General features: G+C 39.3%; 18 protein-coding genes. 16 read left to right on the forward strand and 2 right to left on the reverse strand.

Annotation, left to right across the window (positions count from 1 at the left end; all coding sequences use genetic code 11):
- Positions 1 to 99: 99 nt before the first annotated feature.
- The 4 genes from GWJ01_RS13080 (at position 100) to dnaJ (ending at position 5,549) form a co-directional block, all read left to right on the forward strand.
- On the forward strand, positions 100 to 1,083 hold the full coding sequence (locus GWJ01_RS13080) for a tetratricopeptide repeat protein (protein WP_109393185.1): 984 nt from the start codon (positions 100 to 102) through the stop codon (positions 1,081 to 1,083).
- Positions 1,084 to 1,307: 224 nt separating this feature from the next.
- Positions 1,308 to 1,895: a molybdopterin adenylyltransferase gene (mog, locus tag GWJ01_RS13085; protein ID WP_088493762.1), complete on the forward strand. Its 588-nt coding sequence runs from the start codon at positions 1,308 to 1,310 to the stop codon at positions 1,893 to 1,895.
- Between the two features lie 483 nt (positions 1,896 to 2,378).
- Positions 2,379 to 4,304, forward strand: coding sequence for a molecular chaperone DnaK (gene dnaK, locus GWJ01_RS13090; RefSeq protein WP_109393187.1), 1,926 nt, complete (start codon positions 2,379 to 2,381; stop codon positions 4,302 to 4,304).
- 105 nt (positions 4,305 to 4,409) lie between these two features.
- The gene (gene dnaJ / locus GWJ01_RS13095; protein ID WP_109393188.1) at positions 4,410 to 5,549 is read left to right on the forward strand and encodes a molecular chaperone DnaJ; all 1,140 of its coding nucleotides are present in this window, start codon (positions 4,410 to 4,412) and stop codon (positions 5,547 to 5,549) included.
- Between the two features lie 77 nt (positions 5,550 to 5,626).
- Here the strand turns inward: dnaJ and GWJ01_RS13100 are convergent, their stop codons facing one another.
- On the reverse strand, positions 5,627 to 6,472 hold the full coding sequence (locus tag GWJ01_RS13100) for a DMT family transporter (protein ID WP_109393189.1): 846 nt from the start codon (positions 6,470 to 6,472) through the stop codon (positions 5,627 to 5,629).
- A 440-nt stretch (positions 6,473 to 6,912) separates the two neighbouring features.
- Here GWJ01_RS13100 and nhaA point away from each other — a divergent pair, with 440 nt between their 5' ends.
- Positions 6,913 to 8,091, forward strand: a complete 1,179-nt coding sequence (gene nhaA, locus GWJ01_RS13105) for a Na+/H+ antiporter NhaA (RefSeq protein ID WP_109393190.1) — start codon at positions 6,913 to 6,915, stop codon at positions 8,089 to 8,091.
- Positions 8,092 to 8,281: 190 nt separating this feature from the next.
- Positions 8,282 to 9,202, forward strand: coding sequence for a transcriptional activator NhaR (gene nhaR, locus GWJ01_RS13110; RefSeq protein WP_109393191.1), 921 nt, complete (start codon positions 8,282 to 8,284; stop codon positions 9,200 to 9,202).
- Between the two features lie 72 nt (positions 9,203 to 9,274).
- On the opposite strand, the gene rpsT is transcribed toward nhaR, so the two are convergent.
- The gene (gene rpsT, locus GWJ01_RS13115; protein WP_109393192.1) at positions 9,275 to 9,535 is read right to left on the reverse strand and encodes a 30S ribosomal protein S20; all 261 of its coding nucleotides are present in this window, start codon (positions 9,533 to 9,535) and stop codon (positions 9,275 to 9,277) included.
- 430 nt (positions 9,536 to 9,965) lie between these two features.
- On the opposite strand from rpsT, the gene ribF reads away from it, so the two are divergent.
- The 10 genes from ribF (at position 9,966) to GWJ01_RS13170 (ending at position 23,351) form a co-directional block, all read left to right on the forward strand.
- The gene (ribF, locus tag GWJ01_RS13125) at positions 9,966 to 10,907 is read left to right on the forward strand and encodes a bifunctional riboflavin kinase/FAD synthetase (RefSeq protein ID WP_109393193.1); all 942 of its coding nucleotides are present in this window, start codon (positions 9,966 to 9,968) and stop codon (positions 10,905 to 10,907) included.
- A 29-nt stretch (positions 10,908 to 10,936) separates the two neighbouring features.
- Positions 10,937 to 13,747, forward strand: coding sequence for an isoleucine--tRNA ligase (gene ileS / locus GWJ01_RS13130; RefSeq protein ID WP_161711180.1), 2,811 nt, complete (start codon positions 10,937 to 10,939; stop codon positions 13,745 to 13,747).
- Between the two features lie 3 nt (positions 13,748 to 13,750).
- Positions 13,751 to 14,266, forward strand: coding sequence for a signal peptidase II (lspA, locus tag GWJ01_RS13135; RefSeq protein WP_109401337.1), 516 nt, complete (start codon positions 13,751 to 13,753; stop codon positions 14,264 to 14,266).
- A gap of 69 nt (positions 14,267 to 14,335) precedes the next feature.
- Positions 14,336 to 14,806 (forward strand): FKBP-type peptidyl-prolyl cis-trans isomerase, encoded by a 471-nt coding sequence (fkpB, locus tag GWJ01_RS13140; protein ID WP_088493753.1) that lies wholly within the window; start codon positions 14,336 to 14,338, stop codon positions 14,804 to 14,806.
- The gene (gene ispH, locus GWJ01_RS13145; protein WP_109393196.1) at positions 14,787 to 15,740 is read left to right on the forward strand and encodes a 4-hydroxy-3-methylbut-2-enyl diphosphate reductase; all 954 of its coding nucleotides are present in this window, start codon (positions 14,787 to 14,789) and stop codon (positions 15,738 to 15,740) included. The genes fkpB and ispH overlap by 20 nt, the downstream gene beginning before the upstream one ends.
- A 224-nt stretch (positions 15,741 to 15,964) precedes the next feature.
- Positions 15,965 to 16,786: a 4-hydroxy-tetrahydrodipicolinate reductase gene (gene dapB, locus GWJ01_RS13150; RefSeq protein ID WP_161711181.1), complete on the forward strand. Its 822-nt coding sequence runs from the start codon at positions 15,965 to 15,967 to the stop codon at positions 16,784 to 16,786.
- Positions 16,787 to 17,221: 435 nt separating this feature from the next.
- Positions 17,222 to 18,385: a glutamine-hydrolyzing carbamoyl-phosphate synthase small subunit gene (carA, locus tag GWJ01_RS13155; RefSeq protein ID WP_109401335.1), complete on the forward strand. Its 1,164-nt coding sequence runs from the start codon at positions 17,222 to 17,224 to the stop codon at positions 18,383 to 18,385.
- Positions 18,386 to 18,402: 17 nt separating this feature from the next.
- A complete protein-coding gene (gene carB, locus GWJ01_RS13160; protein WP_161711182.1) occupies positions 18,403 to 21,630 on the forward strand; it encodes a carbamoyl-phosphate synthase large subunit in 3,228 nt (1,075 codons plus the stop codon).
- A gap of 504 nt (positions 21,631 to 22,134) precedes the next feature.
- Positions 22,135 to 22,278 carry a Hok/Gef family protein gene (locus GWJ01_RS18935; protein WP_161711183.1) on the forward strand — a complete coding sequence of 48 codons (144 nt, stop codon included), beginning with the start codon at positions 22,135 to 22,137 and terminating at the stop codon, positions 22,276 to 22,278.
- 179 nt (positions 22,279 to 22,457) lie between these two features.
- Positions 22,458 to 23,351, forward strand: a complete 894-nt coding sequence (locus GWJ01_RS13170; RefSeq protein ID WP_109393200.1) for an AraC family transcriptional regulator — start codon at positions 22,458 to 22,460, stop codon at positions 23,349 to 23,351.
- Positions 23,352 to 23,507 lie beyond the last annotated feature (156 nt).

A 23,507-nucleotide genomic window follows, 5' to 3' on the forward strand; every position in this document is an offset into this window, starting at 1 on the left:
TAAGTAAATTTTAAGATTAAATTGATTGGAATATATTATTTATCCGGTAATAATTATAAAAATATATTATTAAAATACTCTATTTATTATTGGTGAATTATGAAAAAGATTGTCTTGGCAACGGTATTTGCATCGTTATTTTTTAGTGGCGCTGCAATGGCAGAAAGCAAAACCGCATTCTCTTTACCTGCAATTGAAAAAAGTGCTGAAAGTGGAAATTCAGCATCTCAGTATCAATTGGGCATAAAATATGAGAACGGCGAAGGTGTTGAGCAGGATGCACAAAAAGCACTGGAGTGGTATACCAAAGCGGCAGAGCAAGGTCACGCTGAAGCACAGTTAAATTTAGCACTTATGTATGACATGAGTGATGATATCGACCGTGATGCAGAAAAAGCAGTTTATTGGTATAACAAAGCGGCTGTTCAAGGTGTCTCTTTAGCCCAATACAATCTTGCTGTTTCTTATGATGATGGTGATGGCGTAGAGCAAGATCATGAGAAAGCAGTGTATTGGTATACTAAAGCCGGTGAGCAAGGTGATAGTGATGCACAATACAACCTTGGTATCTCTTATGATGAAGGTATCGGTGTAGCACAAGATCATGAAAAAGCTGTAGTTTGGTATACCAAAGCAGCAGAACAAGGCCATGCTGACGCACAATATAACCTTGCTGTTTCTTATGATGACGGTGAAGGTGTAGAACGTAATGGCACTAAAGCAGTTTTTTGGTATACCAAAGCAGCAAACCAAGGTAATCGTGATGCGCAAAATAACTTAGGCGTAATGTACGATGAAGGCGATGGCGTCGCTAAGGACGCGCGTAAAGCGGTTGAATGGTATAAAAAATCAGCTATACAAGGTAATGGTCTGGCACAAAATAACTTAGCTTTAAACTATTACTATGGTAAAGGCGTTAAACGTGATCTGAAAGAAGCTTATGCATGGTTCTCTGTTGCTGTTGAAAATGGTGATGGTGATGAAGCTATGTTAAAACGTACTGCTCGTGCATTAAATGCAGCACAATTAGCTGAAGCAAAAAAATTGGCAGCTTCTTATATTGCTAAATATATTGATGAGTAATATTAATTAATATTATTCAAGATTAAAGAAAGGGAGCTTATGCTCCCTTTCTTATTTTTAGTTAAAGCTAAATAAAAATAGATTGTTATCATTTCTTTATTATCTATTCTCAATAATCAAATATTAAATATCAGTAATATATTGAGATTCCTTTTAATTCTCTTGTGTTCTCATGGTAATATCTGCGCGCAAGTTAGATGGTTATTGATTAATTGAGGTTTGATATGAACGAATTACGCATAGGGTTAGTTTCTGTTTCTGATCGCGCATCAAGTGGGGTTTATGAAGATAAAGGCTTACCCGCTTTAGAAGCTTGGCTAAAAGCTGCATTAACAACGCCTTTTCATATCGAATCACGTTTAATTCCTGACGAACAACTCATGATTGAACAAACACTGTGTGAACTTGTTGATGAAGTTGGCTGTCATTTAGTGTTAACAACAGGGGGAACCGGGCCTGCTCGCCGTGATGTTACTCCTGATGCTACATTGGCTATTGCAGACAGAGAAATGCCAGGCTTTGGTGAACAAATGCGCCAAATTAGTCTGAAATTTGTGCCTACGGCTATTTTATCTCGCCAAGTTGGTGTTATCCGTAACCAAGCGTTAATTCTAAATCTGCCGGGGCAACCTAAAGCTATCGCAGAAACGTTGGAAGGGTTAAAAGATAATGACGGCAATGTAATTGTTAGCGGTATTTTTGCCAGTGTACCGTACTGTATTCAACTGCTTGATGGTCCTTATGTCGAAACAAATGAAGCTATCGTTGCAGCCTTTAGACCTAAATCAGCTCGCCGTTCTACTTCAGCATAAATAATGTAAAAGGTTATTTTTGTCATCACACTTCTGGCTAGGAAATGTTCTGACTCAGTTTGGATAACGCAAAGGTAACCTTATATTTATTTGATATTTTTATTGTGAAAATTAAAAGATGTTATTTTTCAATTGATTATGTTTTTATTTTAAGCCTAGACTTAAAAAAGCATTTCAGATAAATCATAATGCTATTTGTGATTGAACTAACGTTATGAAAAATAACAACTTTTAATCCTTCCTTTATTCTCAGACACAAAATTTTCGCATTTTTTGCATTTTTTTTCATTATTCCCCTTGATGAATGTATTTATGACCCCATCTTCTTTTCAACTGCAATTACCACTATTGAGTTGCGTTGATTTTATATCCGCTTCGAGATGATATTGTTAAGTCTATTAATTTGTGACTTGAAAAATGAATATTCATCCGCATATAGATTGGTAGTCAAATTGATAAAGAATTCTCTTTGGAGGCGTTTAAATGGGTAAAATTATTGGTATTGACCTGGGTACAACTAACTCTTGTGTTGCTGTAATGGATGGCAAAAATGCCCGGGTTATCGAAAACAGTGAGGGCGATCGTACTACTCCTTCAATCGTTGCTTATGCACAAGATGGTGAAATCTTAGTTGGTCAACCTGCAAAACGTCAGGCAGTGACTAACCCACAAAATACTTTATTTGCCATCAAACGTTTAATTGGTCGTCGCTTTGAAGATGATGAAGTTCAGCGTGACGTTGCTATCATGCCTTACAAAATTGTAAAAGCTGATAACGGTGATGCTTGGATTGAAGCGCGTAACGATAAAATGGCTCCACCACAAGTATCTGCTGAAGTCCTGAAAAAAATGAAGAAAACAGCAGAAGACTATTTAGGTGAAGCTGTTACTGAAGCAGTTATTACTGTTCCTGCTTACTTTAACGATGCTCAACGTCAAGCAACTAAAGATGCTGGTCGTATCGCAGGTCTTGACGTTAAACGTATTATTAACGAACCAACAGCGGCTGCTCTGGCTTACGGTTTAGATCGTGAAGTGGGCAACCGTACTATCGCAGTTTACGACTTAGGTGGTGGTACATTCGATATCTCTATCATCGAAATTGATGAAGTCGATGGCGAAAAAACCTATGAAGTTCTGTCAACCAATGGTGATACTCACTTAGGTGGTGAAGACTTCGATAGCCGTTTAATTAACTACTTAGTTGATGAGTTTAAGAAAGAGCAAGGCATTGATCTGCGTAACGATCCATTAGCAATGCAACGTCTGAAAGAAGCAGCAGAAAAAGCGAAAATCGAATTATCTTCTGCACAACAAACAGATGTTAACTTGCCATATGTCACTGCAGATGCGACTGGCCCTAAACACTTAAATATCAAGGTAACTCGTGCAAAACTGGAATCTTTAGTTGAAGATTTAGTTAAACGTTCAATGGAACCAGTACGTGTTGCATTAGAAGATGCCGGCCTGAAAGTTAGCGAAGTTAACGACGTTATTCTGGTTGGTGGTCAAACTCGTATGCCAATGGTTCAAAAAACCGTTGCTGATTTCTTTGGTAAAGAACCTCGTAAAGATGTTAACCCAGATGAAGCTGTTGCAATGGGTGCGGCTGTTCAAGGTGGTGTATTAGCAGGTGATGTTAAAGACGTTCTGTTACTTGACGTAACACCACTGTCTTTAGGTATCGAAACAATGGGTGGTGTAATGACTTCCCTGATCGGAAAAAATACCACAATCCCAACTAAACATAGCCAAGTATTCTCTACTGCAGAAGATAACCAATCCGCTGTAACTATTCACGTATTACAGGGTGAACGTAAACGCGCAAGTGATAACAAATCACTGGGTCAGTTTAACTTAGATGGTATTCAAGCGGCACCACGCGGTATGCCACAAATCGAAGTTACTTTTGATATCGATGCTGATGGTATCCTGCATGTATCAGCGAAAGATAAAAACAGTGGCCGTGAGCAAAACATCACAATCAAAGCTTCTTCTGGTTTAAATGAAGATGAAATCCAAAAAATGGTTCGTGATGCAGAAGCAAACGCAGAAGCTGACCGTAAGTTTGAAGAATTAGTACAAACTCGTAACCAAGCTGACCAATTAGTTCACGGTACTCGTAAACAAATTGAAGAAGCGGGCGATAAATTACCAGCGAACGATAAAGAAGCTATCGAAAAAGCGGTAAGCGAGTTAGAAATTGCTTCTAAAGGCGAAGATAAAGACGCGATTGAAGCAAAAATTAAAACATTAGTTGAAGCTTCTGAAAAACTGCTAGAAATCGCACAACAACAAGCTCAAGCTGGCGCAGCAGGTAATGCCGCTGGTGCTGATGCGAGTGCAAAGAAAGATGACGATGTTGTCGATGCAGAATTTGAAGAAGTTGACGGCAAAGACAAGAAATAATGCCCTTAACGGGCCGCGGTAACTCACCTGTGAATAGTTACTGATACCGAACACGGGCGTCGAGGAAACTCAACGCCCGTGTGCTTATGTCAAGGGTAATCTAGAATGGCGAAAAGAGATTTTTACGAAGTACTCGGTTTAAGTAAAACTGCCGACGAAAAAGAAATTAAACGTGCATATAAGCGTTTAGCAATGAAATATCACCCAGACCGAAATCAAGGTGATAAAGAATCAGAAGTAAAATTCAAAGAAATCAAAGAAGCCTATGAGATCTTAAGTGATGCTCAAAAGCGTGCTGCTTATGATCAATATGGTCATGCGGCATTTGAACAAGGTGGATTTGGTGGTCAAGGCGGTGGCGGCTTCGGTGGTGGCGCTGACTTTGGTGATATCTTTGGTGATGTATTTGGCGATATTTTTGGTGGTGGTCGTCGTCAACAACGCGCAGCGCGTGGCTCTGACTTACAATACAACATGGATCTAACTCTAGAAGAAGCGGTTCGTGGTGTTGCTAAAGAAATTCGTATACCTACACTAGAAACATGCGACAAATGCCATGGTAGTGGTGCTAAAGAAGGCACATCAGCAGAAACATGTTCTACTTGTCATGGTGCTGGTCAGGTTCATTTACGTCAAGGTTTCTTCACTGTACAGCAGGCATGTCCAACTTGTCATGGCCGCGGTAAAGTGATTAAAGAGCCTTGCTCTAAATGTCATGGTGATGGTCGTGTTGAACGCTCTAAAACGTTGTCTGTCAAAATTCCAGCCGGTGTTGATACAGGCGACCGTATTCGCTTAAGCGGCGAAGGTGAAGCCGGTGAAAATGGTGCACCAGCAGGCGATTTATACGTACAGGTTCATGTTCGCCAGCATCATATTTTTGAACGTGATGGCAATAACCTTTATTGTGAAGTGCCTATTAACTTCGCTATTGCTGCTTTGGGCGGTGAAATTGAAGTCCCAACACTTGATGGCCGTGTAAAACTTAAAATTCCAGCAGAAACACAAACTGGTAAAATGTTCCGCATGAAAGGCAAAGGTGTTAAATCAGTACGCAGTAGCAGTATTGGTGACTTAATGTGTCGCGTTGTAGTTGAAACACCTGTTAAACTCAATGAGAAACAAAAAGAGTTAATGCAACAACTGGGTGAATCATTCGGTGGCAAGAGTGGTGAGAAAAACACTCCTCGCTCTAAAAGTTTCTTAGATGGTGTGAAAAAATTCTTTGATGATTTAACCAAATAATTTTTCTTATCACCTTCAAGAAAGCCTGATGATAAAGACTGTCATCAGGCTTTTTTTATTTGAAGGGTATTTCATATTTACCCTATCTTGATGGCAACAATACCCGCTAAAATCACTAAACACGCTAATAGTTGTTTACGATTAAATTGCTCTTTTAACAGATAAACAGATAAGATCATGGCGAATAACACGCTGGTTTCTCTTAAAGCAGCCACAAGTACGATTGAAGCATGACTCATCGCCCATATCACAATGCCATAGCTTACCAATTGCATGATCCCACCTAAAAATGCGGGTTTCCAATAATCTTTTATTTTGGCTTTTAAATGTTGGCGATAACGAAGCCAAGCAAGTAAATACATTGCAACACCATTTAAAAAGAAGAGCCATAAAATATAAGCAAAAGGTGTTTCACCTACACGAGAGCCATTACCATCAGACAGGGTATAGCTTGCGGTAAATAATGCGGTAAGCAGCGCAAAAAAGAGTGCATCTTTACGTAAATTAAACTCTGCTATTTTCCTACTGCGTGAGATAAGGATAATACCCAAAATGATAAATAAAATACCTAGCAAGCCAGCTATGGGTAGTGTTTCATGGAAGAGAAAGAAGCCAAGAAAAGCGGTCATTAATGGCGCACTACCGCGAGAGATAGGATAAATCTGATTAAAGTCAGCCAAGGTATAACAACGGCTTAAAGAGAGTGTATAACCAATATGAAATAAAACAGAAAGGACAAGCCATTTCCATGCACCAACATCAGGTAGCCCAACCCAAAACAGGGCGGGTAGTGTTACAACACCAGAAAAGAAAGTCAGTAACGAGATCCCTAAAAATCGATCACTGCCTACTTTAACCAATGCGTTCCAACATGCATGAAAGATAGCAGCAAATAAAACGGCAATAAAAACAGTAATCGACATATTGATAAAAACCTTAATATGGAAAGGGTAATTTTTTATAAAACAATAACACAATGGTTAACGAGTGGATACGTCACTATTTTTTATCATCTGAGATTATTTAAAGCGTGAGGAAACAGAGCTAGATTATTTTCAGTAATGAAAATTGATATGTTTGACCTATTTTATCGATTGTAGGTAATTATCAAAAAAGAGGCTTGTTTTTACTTATTTATAAAAAATAATCTTTTTATTCAATGTGTTGACTTTGATTTTTTAAATTATTCCAATTTTTATATCACTGAAGGAACGTGTTGATAAATTGATATTATTCATCCTATTTTTCTTGATATTTCTTTCATTAATCGAATAATCCGAGTTATTATCCATAAATAATCTGTTTTTTACGAATTCATGATTAGCATATTATTAACAAGATTAGAGATTTCGAGGTTAATATTATGACGGCAATTATTAGACAATTTTTGAGATTAGAGGCATCAGGCGGTATTCTTCTGATTATTGCTGCTATTATCGCATTGATTATGGCGAATACACCTCTAAGTGCTTTGTATAATGAGTTTTTATCTATTCCTATTATGATCAAATTCGGTGCTTTCGAACTTGATAAGCCATTATTACTTTGGGTAAACGATGCCTTAATGGCGATCTTTTTCTTAGTGGTAGGATTAGAAGTTAAACGTGAATTAAAAGAAGGCTCTTTGGCTCAGCGTGATAGAGCTATTTTCCCTGCAATAGCCGCAGTGGGGGGCATGTTAGCTCCAGCATTGGTTTATTTGATGTTCAATAGTACTGATGCCATTGGACAGCAGGGGTGGGCAATTCCTGCAGCAACAGACATTGCTTTTGCACTGGGTGTTATGGCGTTACTTGGCAAGCGTGTTCCTGTTGAGCTAAAAGTCTTCTTATTAGCATTAGCTATTATTGATGACTTAGGTGTAATCGTTATTATTGCGCTTTTTTATTCAAAGAGTATTGCACTAATACCTCTCGCTTTGGCAGGGTTGATAGTGATTGCTCTGGGTGTAATGAACTGGCGTAAAGTGGGTAATACGGCTGCTTATTTAATTCTTGGGTTCATCTTATGGGTGTGTATTTTAAAATCAGGTATTCATGCAACGATTGCAGGTGTGATTGTTGGATTCCTTATCCCATTAAGAAATAAAGAAGGGGATTCTCCTTCTGAAGAATTAGAGCATGTGTTGCACCCTTGGGTTGCCTATTTTATTTTACCGCTGTTCGCATTTAGCAACGCAGGGGTTTCTTTAAATGGCGTAACGCTTGATGGCATGTTGTCTGCCTTACCGTTAGGTATCGCGTTAGGTCTATTTTTAGGTAAGCCGATTGGAATTTTCCTCTTTAGTTGGATTTCGGTAAAACTAGGCATTGCAAAATTACCAGATGCGATTAATCTTAAACAAATATTTGCAGTGTCTGTGCTATGTGGTATCGGTTTTACTATGTCTATCTTTATAGCAGGATTAGCATTCGATGGTGCGGATGAAGCTTATAATACCTACGCTAAGCTTGGTATTTTAGTAGGTTCAACGGTAGCCGCTATTGTGGGATATTTGTTGCTTCGCTCTGTTTTGCCGAAGTTAAAAACGAAGTCAATATAGGGAAATTTATTACGGATTTGAGTTTCTCAACACAATAAATACCGAGCTATATATTTAAACCTACGGTGCAATACAATGTATTGTGCCGTAGGTGTTTTTATGAGGATTGGATACAAGGAAAGCCAATCGCAAACTAATGCGTTATTAAATAGTCTGTGTTTGAAGCACAGAAGTTGAAAGGAAGATAACTATGCGGGTGTCACATCTCAATTTTAACCATCTTTATTATTTTTGGCATGTGTGTAAAGAAGGCTCTGTTGTGGGTGCAGCGCAAGCGCTGTATCTGACACCTCAGACAATAACAGGGCAAATTAAAGCATTAGAAGAAAGATTGGGTGGCAAACTATTTAAACGCCAAGGAAGGGGGTTAGTTCCTTCAGAGCTGGGGCAACTCATTTTTCGTTATGCCGATAAAATGTTTATGCTCAGCCAAGAAATGCTGGATATCGTCAACTACAGCCGTGAATCGAACTTACTGTTTGATGTCGGTGTTGCGGATGCATTATCTAAACAATTAGTCAGTCGCGTATTAGAAACAGCTTTGATTGATAATGAGCAAATCCACCTGCGCTGTTTTGAATCGACTCATGAATTATTACTCGAACAATTAAGTCAGCATAAGCTGGATATGATCCTATCCGATTGCCCTGTGGATTCGTCACAACAAGAAGGTCTGTTCTCTGTAAAGCTTGGTGAATGTAATATGAGCTTTTTTTGCAGTCATCCTCTTCCTGAAAAACCATTTCCTGAATGTTTAGAAGAGCGAAAACTCCTCATTCCGGGTCGTCGATATATGTTAGGCCGCCATTTATTAACATGGATACGTAACAAAAACCTTCAAGTGGAAATATTGGGTGAGTTTGATGATGCGGCATTAATGAAAGCATTTGGCTTAAATTATAATGCTATCTTTGTGGCGCCTTCACTGTATACCGATGAAACTTTTGCTCATAGTAATATCGAAGAGATTGGGATGCTTGATACGGTAAAAGAAGAGTACTATGCAATTTTTGCAGAGCGAATGATCCAACATCCAGCCGTTCAACGTGTTTGTAATACGGATTTTTCAGAGCTTTTTAATGGAGACAAGAAGAGTGTTGCAAACCCATAAGTGGATTGTGATTAAAAAGCAGAAAATAAAAAACCGGCATAAGCCGGTTTTTTATAACACAAGAAAGCAATATTACATTGCTTTGATTTGTGCTTGCAGATTAGCTTTATGACGTGCAGCTTTATTCTTGTGAATTAAGCCTTTAGTTGCCTGACGGTCAACAAGTGGTTGCATGTCATTAAATGCTTTTTGTGCTGCTTCTTTATCACCTGAAGCAACTGCTGCGTATACTTTTTTGATGTAAGTACGCATCATAGAACGACGGCTTGCGTTGTGCTGACGACGCTTTTCAGACTGAACCGCACGTTTCTTAGCTGATTTGATATTAGCCAAGTTCCAACTCCCAAATATATTCTAGCGAGGACAAATACAAAGGTGAAGGAATATGCCTTTTCAACCTAAGTTTGTCAATGGATTTATACAAAATTAGCGTCGTTGTACGCGACACTTGTTTCGTTGTGATGGCGCAAGATTTTATCAGTTAAGACGGGTAGAATACAGTCTTTTGAGTGAAAAAATCATCAAAATCGTGTATATGAGTAATAAATAATAGATTCTAATAGGATCTATGCTGGATTTTATGCAGTTTTATAACCAAGAAGTGAGTGATAGTCCATTTTTGTTTGATGTGAGCAATCAAATTTAAGAATAACAGTGAATCGACTTGTCGAGATATTACTCATCAATAAACATTGATATATTGGGTTACTCTCAAGCCTTTGACAAGGTATAATCCAATAATTTCCACGGTATTGAGCCAGTTATGGAGCTAATTCGCGGTATACAAAATATTAGAGCGCTACACCACGGTTGCGTTCTGACAATTGGGAATTTTGATGGTGTCCATAGAGGCCATCAGGCATTATTGAAACATTTGAAGCAAGAAGCGTCACAGCGAGGATTACCTACTGTTGTGATGACATTTGAGCCTCAACCACTTGAGTTCTTTTTACCAGAAAAGGCACCAGCACGTCTGACTCGCTTACGAGACAAGATAAAGTATTTGGCTGAATGTGGTATTGATTACCTTTTGTGTGTCAAGTTTGATAAACAATTTGCAGCGCAAACCCCAGAAGAGTTTGTTTCATCACTATTGGTGAATAAATTAGGGGTGAAGTTTCTTGCTATTGGCGATGATTTTCGCTTTGGCAAAAACCGTGAAGGTGATTTTCACTTTTTACAACAAGCCGGTGCAAGATATGGATTTGAAGTCGCTAATACCGAAAGTTATTGCGATAAAGGATTGCGTATCAGTAGCACTGCGGTACGAGAAGCGTTACTCAATGATGATTTAGTCCTTGCTGAATCACTACTGGGACATCCTTACAGTGTTTGTGGGCGTGTTGTTCATGGTAATGAATTAGGTAGAACTATTGGTTTTCCGACAGCCAATATTCCTATGAAACGCTTAGTTGCACCCGTTAAAGGCGTTTATGCCGTTGATGTCTATTTATCAGATAATCAATCACCTTTACCTGGTGTGGCAAATATCGGAAGTCGTCCTACTGTACAAGGGAAGGGCGTACAATTAGAAGTTCATTTAATCGACGTTAATATGGATTTATATGGACGTCGTATTGATGTTGTGTTACGAAAGAAATTACGTAATGAACAGCGATTTGCATCATTGGATGCATTAAAGCAGCAAATCGCAGATGATGTGGCTACTGCTAGGGATTTTTTATCGCAGCGGTCGGAGTCATAAACTAGCGGAAAATTGGAACTGAGAATCGAATGAGTGACTATAAAAATACCCTGAACTTACCAGAAACAGGGTTCCCTATGCGCGGGGATTTAGCAAAGCGCGAGCCAGAGATGTTATCACGTTGGTACAAAGAAGGTTTGTATCAAGCAATTCGTCAGGCTAAAAGTGGTAAAAAAACGTTTATTTTGCACGATGGCCCTCCATACGCCAACGGCAATATTCATATTGGTCACTCAGTAAACAAAATTCTCAAAGATATTATTATTAAATCCAAAGGGCTGTCAGGCTTTGATTCTCCGTACATTCCAGGATGGGATTGTCACGGATTACCTATCGAACTAAAAGTTGAACAAATCGTAGGTAAACCTGGAGAGAAAATATCGGCAGCGCAATTCCGCGAGGAATGTCGTAAATACGCTTACGAGCAAATCGAAGCACAGAAAAAAGATTTTATTCGTTTAGGGGTTCTAGGAGATTGGGAAAAACCTTATCTTACAATGGACTATAAAACTGAAGCGAATACTATCCGTGCATTAGCGCGTATTATCGCAAATGGCCACTTGTTAAAAGGGGCTAAACCTGTTCACTGGTGTACAGCGTGTGGCTCATCATTGGCAGAAGCTGAAGTCGAATATTACGACAAAACTTCACCTTCCATTGATGTGCGTTTCACTGCCGTTGATCCAAGTGCAGTTGCCGCAAAATTCCATGCAACAACGGATAAACCAATTTCTTTGGTTATCTGGACAACAACGCCTTGGACATTACCCGCTAACCGCGCTATCGCATTAAATGCAGAATTTAATTATGCCTTAGTCTCTTTTAACGATGAATGCGTGATTTTAGCCGCTGATCTTGTTGAAGGCGTAATGAAGCGTATTGGTGTAACGAGCTGGACTGTTTTAGGTGAATGTAAAGGTGTTGATTTAGAGCTACTGCGCTTTAATCATCCATTTATGGGCTTTGATGTACCTGCAATTTTAGGTGATCACGTTACGTTAGAAGCGGGTACAGGTGCTGTTCATACTGCACCAGGTCACGGTCCTGATGACTTTGTTATTGGTCAAAAATACGGCTTAGAAGTTGCAAACCCTGTTGGACCAAATGGTTGCTACTTAGCAGGTACTTATCCAACATTAGATGGCGTTTTTGTTTTTAAAGCGAATGATATCATTGTTGAACTACTAAAAGAGAAAGGCGCTCTGTTACATCATGAAGCCTTACAACATAGCTATCCTTGTTGTTGGAGACATAAAACACCAGTTATTTTCCGTGCCACACCACAATGGTTTATTGGCATGGATAAAAACGGTTTACGTCAACAATCATTAAAAGAGATCAAAGGTGTTAAATGGATCCCTGATTGGGGCCAAGCACGTATTGAATCAATGGTTGAAAACCGCCCTGACTGGTGTATTTCTCGTCAACGTACTTGGGGTACGCCAATGTCTCTGTTTGTTCATAAAGAGACTCAAGAGCCGCATCCTCGTACTTTAGAGTTGATGGAAGAAGTTGCAAAACGTGTTGAAGTGAGCGGCATTCAAGCATGGTGGGATTTAGATATCCGTGAAGTGCTGGGTGATGAAGCTGATGATTACATGAAAACGCCAGATACACTGGACGTATGGTTTGATTCAGGATCAACACACTCAACAGTCGTTGATGCTCGCCCAGAATACCATGGCAATTCAGCTGATATGTATTTAGAAGGCTCTGACCAACACCGTGGTTGGTTTATGTCTTCACTGATGATTTCGACTGCAATCAAAGGTAAAGCACCTTACCGTGAAGTTTTAACACACGGTTTTACCGTAGATGGTCAAGGCCGTAAAATGTCTAAATCTATCGGTAACACAGTCAGTCCTCAAGATGTAATGGATAAACTGGGTGCTGATATCCTGCGTTTATGGGTTGCATCAACAGACTACACTGGTGAAATCGCTGTATCTGATGAGATCTTAAAACGTTCTGCAGATACTTATCGTCGTATTCGTAATACCGCACGTTTCTTCTTAGCGAACTTAAATGGTTTTGATCCTGCAAAACACCAAGTTAAGCCAGAAGAGATGGTGACACTTGATCGCTGGGCAGTAGGTCGTGCGAAAGCCGCACAAGCGGATATTCTAAAACACTATGAAAATTACGATTTCCATAATGTTATTCAGCGCTTAATGCAGTTCTGCTCAGTGGAAATGGGTTCTTTCTACTTAGATATCATCAAAGACAGACAGTACACTGCGAAAAGCGATAGCGTTGCTCGCCGTAGTTGCCAAACTGCGTTATTCCATATCAGTGAAGCATTAGTTCGTTGGATGGCGCCAGTTATGTCATTCACAGCAGATGAGATCTGGAATGAGTTACCGGGTGAACGTGCAAAGTATGTCTTAACTGAAGAATGGTATACCGATTTATTTGGCTTAGATGCATCAGAAACTTTAAATGATGACTACTGGGCTGAATTACTTGCTGTTCGTGGTGAAGTCAACAAAGTATTAGAGCAAGCTCGTACAGATAAACAACTGCGTGGCTCTTTAGAAGCATCAGTAACTCTGTATGCAGATAAAGCTTTGGCAGATAAGTTAAATGCGTTAGGTAACGAACTGCGTTTTGTTTTATTAACATCTCAAGCGAAAGTGGCAGATATTAATGAAGCACCAGAAACAGCATTAGCTTCTGATATGGCGGGTTTAAAAATCGCCTTTAACAAAGCAGATGGCGAAAAATGTCCTCGTTGCTGGCATTATGCGACAGATATCGGTCAAGTAGCGGAACACGCTGAATTGTGTGGACGCTGTGTTACTAACGTAGCCGGTAACGGTGAAGAACGTAAGTTTGCTTAATTAATGAAGAAAACACTTTGCTCTACAGGTTTACGCTGGCTATGGCTGGCCGTCGCCGTAGTGGTGTTGGATTTAGGAACAAAACAGTATTTTATGCAGACATTTCGTCTGTATGAATCTGTTGCTGTGATGCCTTTTTTCAATTTCACTTACGCCCATAACTATGGTGCTGCCTTTAGCTTTTTAGCAGATAAAGGGGGATGGCAACGTTGGTTTTTTGCACTGATTGCATTAGTAATCTGCATTACGTTATTGGTAATGATGTATAAAAACAAAGCGAGTGCCAAACTAAGTAACGTTGCTTATGCGCTAATTATTGGCGGAGCATTGGGTAATCTCTCTGATCGTCTGATCCATGGGTTTGTAATCGATTTCCTTGATGTTTATGTCGGAGATTGGCACTGGCCTACCTTTAATATTGCTGATATGGGGATTTGCATCGGTGCTGGGCTTATCATTATTGAGAGTTTTTTCCCTGATAAAAATGTCAGTCCTCAAGATGCAAAAAAGCAAAAGTAATCAGACAAGAAGTTAACTAAAATAACCCCTGCCTTATGGCGGGGGTTACGCTTAATAGAAGGTATTAGTATGGTTATGCAGGTACTCAACGACAGCGCAGTGTTGCTGAATTTCACTTTAAAGTTAGCAGATGGCTCTGTTGCTGAATCTACACAAGCGCATGGTAAACCCGCTCTTTTTCGTTTAGGTGATGAAAGTTTATCGCCAGCCTTAGAAGCTGAATTATTGGGATTATCAACGGGAGATAAAAAAACCTTTACGCTTGCGGGTGAACATCTTTTTGGTAAATACAATCCTGACTTGATCCAATACTTTATGCCTTCTGACTTTGCAGAGTCTGGTGTGCCAGAAGCAGGAACTATCATGCTATTTACAGCAATGAATGGTAGTGAAATGCCGGGCATTGTTAGAGATGTCACTGAAGATTCTGTGACGGTTGATTTTAATCATCCGTTAGCGTCAGAAGAAGTGACATTTGATATTGAAGTCGTCGGCATCAATCCTGAGGAGGAAACAACACATGCAAATACTGCTGGCTAACCCACGAGGCTTTTGTGCGGGTGTTGACCGAGCTATCAGCATTGTTGACCGAGCTCTGGAAATCTATGGCGCACCTATTTATGTTCGCCATGAGGTTGTTCATAACCGCTATGTCGTTAACGATTTACGTGAACGTGGCGCTATCTTTATTGAAGAAATTTCAGAAGTCCCTGATAACGCGATTTTAATTTTTTCTGCTCATGGTGTTTCTCAAGCTATTCGCCAAGAAGCTCGTTCACGTAATTTAACTATGCTTTATGATGCAACGTGCCCATTAGTCACTAAAGTTCATATGGAAGTGGCAAGAGCAAGCCGTAAAGGCAAAGAAGCGATTTTAATAGGCCATGCGGGACATCCTGAAGTTGAAGGCACAATGGGGCAATACAATAACCCTGAAGGGGGAATGTATTTAGTTGAGTCACCTGCTGATGTTTGGAAATTAGAAGTAAAAGATGAAGATAATCTTTGCTTTATGACTCAAACAACGCTTTCTGTTGATGATACATCTGAAGTGATTGATGCTTTAAATGCACGCTTCCCAAAAATTATTGGGCCTCGTAAAGATGATATCTGCTACGCAACAACCAATCGCCAAGAAGCGGCAAGAGAACTTGCAGAAAAAGCAGATGTTGTATTTGTAGTTGGTTCAAAGAACTCATCGAACTCTAATCGTTTAGCGGAGCTTGCACAGCGAGCAGGTAAGCCTTCTTATCTTATCGATAGCTTTGAAGATATTGATGAGTCATGGGTCGCTAATGTAAATATTGTTGGCGTAACCGCAGGGGCTTCAGCGCCAGATATTTTAGTTCAACAAGTATTAGAACGTTTAAAAACCTTTGGTGCTGATGAAGTGATCGAATTATCGGGACGTGAAGAAAATATCGTTTTTGAAGTCCCTAAAGAGCTTCGTTTAGATTATAAAGTTATCGAATAAAACGATCTAGAAAGCGTGATTTTTAAAAGCAGAGTTTAAATCTCTGCTTTTTTATATCTAAAGTTAAATGAATAATAATGCTGTTCATCTCTTTTACTGATAATGATTACGGTTTTGTGTGTTTTTCTTATCTCGAACGTTAAATGCTGGCATCAAGCGGATGACATCGCTAATCTGTAAACAATAAATAGAGATAATAAGTATCGTTAAGGAGAAATTTAGTTATGTCTGCAAAAGAACTTCGTCTTGCTGTCGTTGGTGCTGGTGGTCGAATGGGGCGCCAATTAATTCAGGCAATTTCTCAACAAGAAGGAACCATTTTAGGTGCTGCTTTTGAGCGTACTAATTCTTCATTGATTGGCGCTGATGCCGGAGAATTAGCGGGTATCGGGCATATCGGTATCACAATCACTGATAACTTGTTGGCTCAAGCGAATGAATTTGATGTATTAATTGATTTTACGCGTCCTGAAGGAACACTTTCTCATATCGCATTTTGTGTAGAGCAGAAAAAAGGCATGATCATTGGTACAACGGGCTTTGATGATGAAGGCAAAAAAGCCATAGATGATGCAGCGAAAATTATCCCGATCGTGTTTGCCGCTAACTTTAGTGTTGGTGTTAATTTAGTGCTTAAATTACTTGAAAAAGCAGCTAAAGTGATGGGATCTTACACTGATATTGAAATCGTAGAAGCTCACCATCGTCATAAAGTTGATGCGCCATCAGGTACTGCATTAGCAATGGGAGAGTCTATTGCAGATGCGTTAGGTCGTGATCTTAAACAGTGCGCAGTTTATGAGCGAGTTGGGCACACGGGAGAGCGTGATCCTCAAAGTATCGGATTCGCTACTATTCGTGCAGGCGATATTGTGGGAGAGCACACTGCTATTTTTGCTGATATCGGTGAGCGAGTAGAGATAAGCCATAAGGCTTCTAGTCGAATGACATTTGCAAACGGCGCTGTTAAGGCGTCTATTTGGTTAAGTGATAAAAAATCTGGTCTTTATAATATGAAAGATGTGCTTTCATTGGAAGATTTATAATTTATAAAAAATGTAATTTATTGAAAACTCATAATTATTTTTATATTTATGAGTTTTTTATTTTATTTGTGGTGTTTTTTATTTATTTGTCTTTTTTTTGTTTGTTATCTCTGTTTTTTTCTTTGTTTTTACCTACCAAGATACATCAAATCCTTATTTTACGCCTTCTTTCTTTATTTTTTAAGTTATCTTGGTAAGCAAACGGTTAAATTTGTAAGAATGATTATATAAATTGTCACTTGGTTGGCTAAATTGCTAATGAATGATATTTTTTAAATTAAAAAGGTGTTTTTTCTAGACATCTGGCTATTCGATCTTTAGAATGCGCCCAATTTGCCAAAAATTTGCCCAATTTTATGTTTTTGGCATTGATTTAGAGTCTTAAATCTGAATTAATATGCATGAAATGTGATTTATTATTCTCTGGAGGGCGTTTTGATTAGAAAAGCTATACTGGTTCTAGAAGATGGGACCGAATTCCACGGCAAGTCGATTGGCGCAGAAGGCGCCGCCATCGGTGAAGTCGTTTTTAATACTTCAATGACCGGTTATCAAGAAATACTAACCGACCCTTCTTACTCCCAACAAATTGTTACTCTCACTTATCCCCACATTGGCAACACCGGCGTTAATTGTTCAGACGAAGAATCAGAAACCATCCATGCTCAAGGCTTAATTATTCGCGACTTGCCATTAGTGATGAGCAACTATCGTGCGCAAGAAACGTTATCTGATTATCTTAAACGCCAAAATATTGTCGCTATTGCGGACATTGATACACGTAAGTTAACTCGTTTGTTGAGAGAAAAAGGCGCGCAAAACGGTTGTATCATAGCCGGTGAACATCTTGATACCAAACTTGCTCTTGAAAAAGCCAAGGCCTTTCCTGGCTTAAAGGGAATGGATTTAGCCAAAACAGTAACTGTCAAACAGCCTTACCAATGGACTCAAGGTAGTTGGACGTTAGAAAATGAATTACCAGCAGCTAAATTAGCGACTGAATTGCCACTGCATATTGTAGCGTATGATTTCGGTGTGAAACGTAATATTTTACGTATGTTGGTAGATAGAGGGTGTCGAGTCACCGTTGTACCAGCACAAACGTCAGCGCAAGATGTTTTAGCCCTTTCTCCTGATGGCATTTTTCTTTCCAATGGCCCCGGGGATCCAGAGCCCTGTGATTATGCCATTAACTCTATTCAAACCTTTTTAACTACTGATATTCCAATATTTGGTATTTGCTTAGGGCACCAATTACTCGCATTAGCTAGTGGTGCAAAAACCATCAAAATGAAATTTGGTCATCATGGTGGTAACCATCCTGTTAAAGATTTAGATAAAAATACTGTGATGATCACAGCGCAAAATCATGGATTTGCTGTTGATGAAACATCACTTCCAGCCAATTTACGTGTGACACATAAATCTCTGTTTGATGGTTCTTTACAAGGTATTCATCGAACAGACAAACCTGCATTCAGTTTCCAAGGCCACCCAGAAGCTAGCCCGGGGCCACATGATGCCGCACCTCTTTTTGATCACTTTATCGAGCTTATCGCGCAATATCGTCAAAACCTGCAATCAGTGACAACAAAATAAATCAGGAGCGAAAGAAAATGGCTAAAAGAACAGATATCAAAACAATCCTGATTTTAGGTGCTGGGCCGATTGTTATCGGACAAGCGTGTGAATTTGATTATTCAGGCGCTCAAGCATGTAAAGCCCTGCGTGAAGAGGGATATCGAGTTGTTTTGGTAAATTCAAATCCTGCAACCATTATGACCGATCCTGAAATGGCTGATGCAACGTACATCGAGCCTATTCACTGGCAAGTTGTGAGAAAAATTATTGAAAAAGAGCGTCCTGATGCGGTATTACCGACAATGGGGGGGCAAACTGCACTGAACTGTGCGCTAGAGTTAGAGCGCCAAGGTGTTTTAGCTGAGTTTGGTGTCACCATGATTGGTGCAACAGCTGATGCAATTGATAAAGCAGAAGATAGACAACGCTTTGATAAAGCGATGAAAAAAATCGGTTTAGATACTGCACGTTCAGGTATTGCACATAACCTTGATGAAGCTTTTGCTGTTGCTGAACAAGTTGGTTTTCCTTGTATTATTCGCCCTTCATTCACGATGGGGGGAACAGGTGGCGGTATTGCCTATAATCGTGAAGAATTTGAAGAAATCTGTATCCGAGGTTTAGATTTATCGCCGACTAATGAATTGTTAATTGATGAATCACTCATTGGTTGGAAAGAGTATGAAATGGAAGTTGTGCGCGATAAAAACGACAACTGCATTATCGTTTGCTCTATCGAAAACTTTGATGCAATGGGAATTCATACAGGGGATTCCATTACTGTCGCACCAGCACAAACCCTTACCGACAAAGAATATCAAATTATGCGTAATGCCTCGATGGCGGTATTACGTGAGATAGGTGTTGAAACCGGCGGTTCTAATGTTCAGTTTGCCGTTGATCCAAAAACAGGGCGCTTGATTGTTATCGAAATGAACCCTCGGGTTTCGCGTTCATCTGCGCTTGCCTCTAAAGCAACAGGTTTCCCAATTGCGAAGGTTGCTGCAAAATTAGCAGTAGGTTATACCCTTGATGAGCTGATGAATGATATTACTGGTGGGAGAACACCCGCCTCTTTCGAACCATCCATTGATTATGTTGTCACAAAAATCCCTCGCTTTAACTTTGAAAAATTTGCAGGAACAAATGACAGATTAACAACACAAATGAAATCTGTTGGCGAAGTGATGGCAATTGGTAGAACACAACAAGAGTCCTTGCAAAAAGCATTACGAGGCCTTGAAGTTGGGGCGACAGGTTTTGATCCTAAAGTCGATTTAGACGACCCTGAAGCATTAACGAAAATTCGCCGTGAGCTAAAAGAAGCCGGTTCAGACAGAATTTGGTATATCGCAGATGCTTTCCGCGCAGGACTATCCGTTGATGGTGTATTTAATCTCACCAATATTGACCGCTGGTTCTTAGTTCAAATTGAAGAAATCGTGCGTCTTGAAGAAAAAGTTAGTGAAGTTGGTATAAAAGGGTTAAGCGCTGATTTCTTGCGTCGGTTAAAACGTAAAGGCTTTGCTGATGCACGCTTAGCTAAAATACTTAACGTAAAAGAGCACGCCATTCGCCAATTACGTGAGCAATATCAACTCCATCCTGTCTATAAACGCGTTGATACTTGTGCGGCAGAATTTGCTACTGATACGGCTTATATGTACTCGACTTATGAAGAAGAGTGCGAGGCAAATCCACATCAAGATAAACCTAAAGTGATGATCTTAGGTGGTGGACCAAATCGTATAGGGCAAGGGATTGAATTTGATTATTGCTGTGTTCATGCGGCTCTTGCGTTGCGTGAAGACGGTTATGAAACCATCATGGTAAACTGTAACCCTGAAACGGTTTCAACAGATTATGACACCTCTGACAGACTCTATTTTGAACCAGTTACGTTAGAAGATGTGCTTGAAATTGTACGTATCGAAAAACCGAAAGGGGTGATTGTGCAATATGGTGGGCAGACACCATTAAAATTAGCCCGAGCGTTAGAAGCAGAAGGTGTGCCAGTGATTGGGACAACACCAGATGCGATTGATAAAGCAGAAGATCGTGAACGTTTCCAAAAAGCGGTTGATAAATTAGGGCTTAAACAGCCTGAAAATGCCACTGTAACCGCGTTAGAAGAAGCGGTAGAAAAAGCACAATTGATTGGGTATCCGCTGGTGGTTCGTCCTTCTTATGTACTTGGTGGACGAGCAATGGAAATTGTTTATGACGAAGTTGATTTACGTCGCTATTTCCAAACTGCAGTCAGTGTGTCAAATGATGCACCTGTCTTATTAGACCGTTTTCTTGATGATGCGATTGAAGTCGATATTGATGCGATTTGTGACGGTAAACAAGTAGTGATTGGCGGCATTATGGAGCATATTGAACAAGCCGGTGTTCACTCTGGTGACTCGGCTTGTTCACTGCCTGCTTATACTCTAAGCAAAGAAATTCAAGATGTGATGCGTAAACAAGTCCGTGAGCTTGCTTTTGAATTAGGTGTAAAAGGGCTGATGAATGCACAATTTGCGGTGAAAGGTGATGATGTTTATCTTATTGAAGTCAATCCTCGTGCCGCTCGTACCGTACCTTTTGTGTCAAAAGCCACAGGTGTGCCATTAGCGAAAGTCGCCGCGCGTGTCATGATTGGTCAAAGCCTTGAAGAGCAGGGGATCACAAAAGAAGTCATTCCACCTTATTACTCGGTAAAAGAAGTGGTTTTACCTTTCAATAAGTTTGCAGGCGTTGATCCGATTTTAGGGCCTGAAATGCGCTCAACAGGTGAAGTGATGGGTGTTGGAACAACCTTTGCTCAAGCCTTTGCTAAAGCGATGTTAGGTAGCAGCTCTACCATGAAGAAAAAAGGTAGAGCACTTCTTTCTGTGCGTGAAGGTGATAAAAAGCGAGTTGTTGATTTGGCGACGAAATTGCTAAAAAGTGGATTTGAATTAGATGCTACACATGGTACAGCTATTGTATTAGGTGAAGCGGGAATAAATCCACGCTTAGTCAATAAAGTGCATGAAGGGCGACCGCATATTGAAGATAGAATTAAAAATGGTGAATATGACTATATTGTTAATACCACATCAGGTCGTCAAGCCATTGAAGATTCTAAAATTATTCGTCGCAGTGCATTAAGATATAAAGTCCATTATGACACGACGCTAAATGGCGGATTTGCAACAACACTATCATTAACGGCAGATCCGACGGCGAGTGTTATTTCAGTGCAAGAAATGCATAAAAAGATAAATAAAATTTAAGTTTATTTATTGCCGTAATAATGCTCCCGAATATGAGGAAACTTGTATTCGGGATTTTTTGTTTTTTTATCGCTATTTAAAAAAAGAAAATTTTACGGAAAAAAGAAAGCCCCAAATAAATTTATTTGGGGCGATTGCAAAACAAAGAGGTGGGTGCGGATCTTTTTTTCAAGTAAGGAGTCAAGAAAATAAAACAAGTTAATTTCTTTGTTTTAGCGAATTTATTTTGTCTTTTTTTGGTGTTTGAGTCAATAGTAAATCATTTTACTTAATAAGGTAACATGTTGTTTTAACTCGATTAAATTTTTAATTTACCACTGATAAGGTATAGGGGATAGAGAAATTTCTGTTACTATATTGGTGGGTGCTTGGATCATTTTGGTTCAAGCATTTTGCAAGAGCCAGAAAGAGAAAAGCCCCGAATTTTATTCTCATAAAATCCGGGGACAGACTCAAACCTGAACAACTTGATTCTGTCTCCTTTTCACAAAGGAGTCAATAAAATTGACTAAAATAACCTTATTTGGAATTACTGTTATTTGTGCGACCGTTCTTTCTTTCACAATGATTGTAGGTGAACGATTATTTTCTCTTAACATTAGTGATGGAAGCACTGTAGTTCAAGCTATTTTGATGTGCAATAAATAGTTTGGTGGGGGAGGTTTTCTCCCCCCAATTTTTCTTCAGGTTGTTAGATTTGTGGTACAAGCACCCTGTCTTTAAAATAGATTATTCGGCATAAATGATAATGATTGCTATTTCGTTGAATGTTTGACAATATAGCTGACAACATAGGTGATTATTTACTCTGCTGATATCTTTCTATTATGTCTCAACACTCTTCATTCTATTCATACATTGGTTATCAACCTAAGCATCAGCAGGTTGAAGAATATCGCTTTCAAGACCAAATTCTATTGCGCCAAGGTGTATTAGAAACCACGGAAGATCTGCAGATTGAAGAGACTTATCAAGCCGGCTTTAATTTAGTGGCTGTTCATAGTGGAAGTGTGATTAGTGAAAGTGTCAATGGGCAGAAAATAGAGATAGCAACACCAAGTATTTTTATTGCTAATAGTGTTGAACGCTATTCTTTATTGAATCAATTTAAATCTGGCGATCCCCTAAGATACACATTATTGCAATTATCATCTCAGTGGCTTGAGCAACAACATATTTTGTTGCCCCCTATACTGCAACAAAACCAATCACTCATGCTGCATCATCTGACTATGGATAACACTTTTTTGGCGTTAACCATGCAGTTATTTCAAAACCCAGTTCATGACTCTTTAAAACCACTTTATTACTCTGGCAAAGCGTGTGAATTTGCTTCATTAAGTTTGCAATATTTATGTCATGCGCAAGAGCCTGCGAATCGACCATTAAGTCAGCGTGAAAAAAACAGCTTAAAACAGGCGAAAGAGATCTTAATTGCTGAAATGGAAACACCACCGAAACTTGAAATATTAGCGGCACGCGTGGGATTAAATACACGAAAACTCACCCAAGGATTTCGTCAATTATTTGGTAATTCTGTTTATGGTTGGCTACAAGAATATCGCTTACAAACCGCATATAATATGTTGCTAAATGAAGGGGAATCTATCTCAAGTGTTGCCTATTATGTTGGGTATACGCCAGCTCATTTTTCCGTGGCATTTCGCAAACGTTTTGGTATATTACCGGGTGATGTACGCAAAGGGCATTTTACACCTTAATTGATTTTATTAAGTTTATGGGTAATATTGATATTCTTTCAATGTTAATTACTACACCTTAAACAGGTAATTAATTTCACTTCTCTCTATCTTGCTTAGTAAATAAGCAATTTGCTTCTAAATCGAAAGTAATAGTCACGCAATCTAAAGCCTTGT

Source organism: Proteus sp. G2618, assembly GCF_009915995.1.
Taxonomy (GTDB): Bacteria; Pseudomonadota; Gammaproteobacteria; order Enterobacterales; family Enterobacteriaceae; genus Proteus; species Proteus terrae.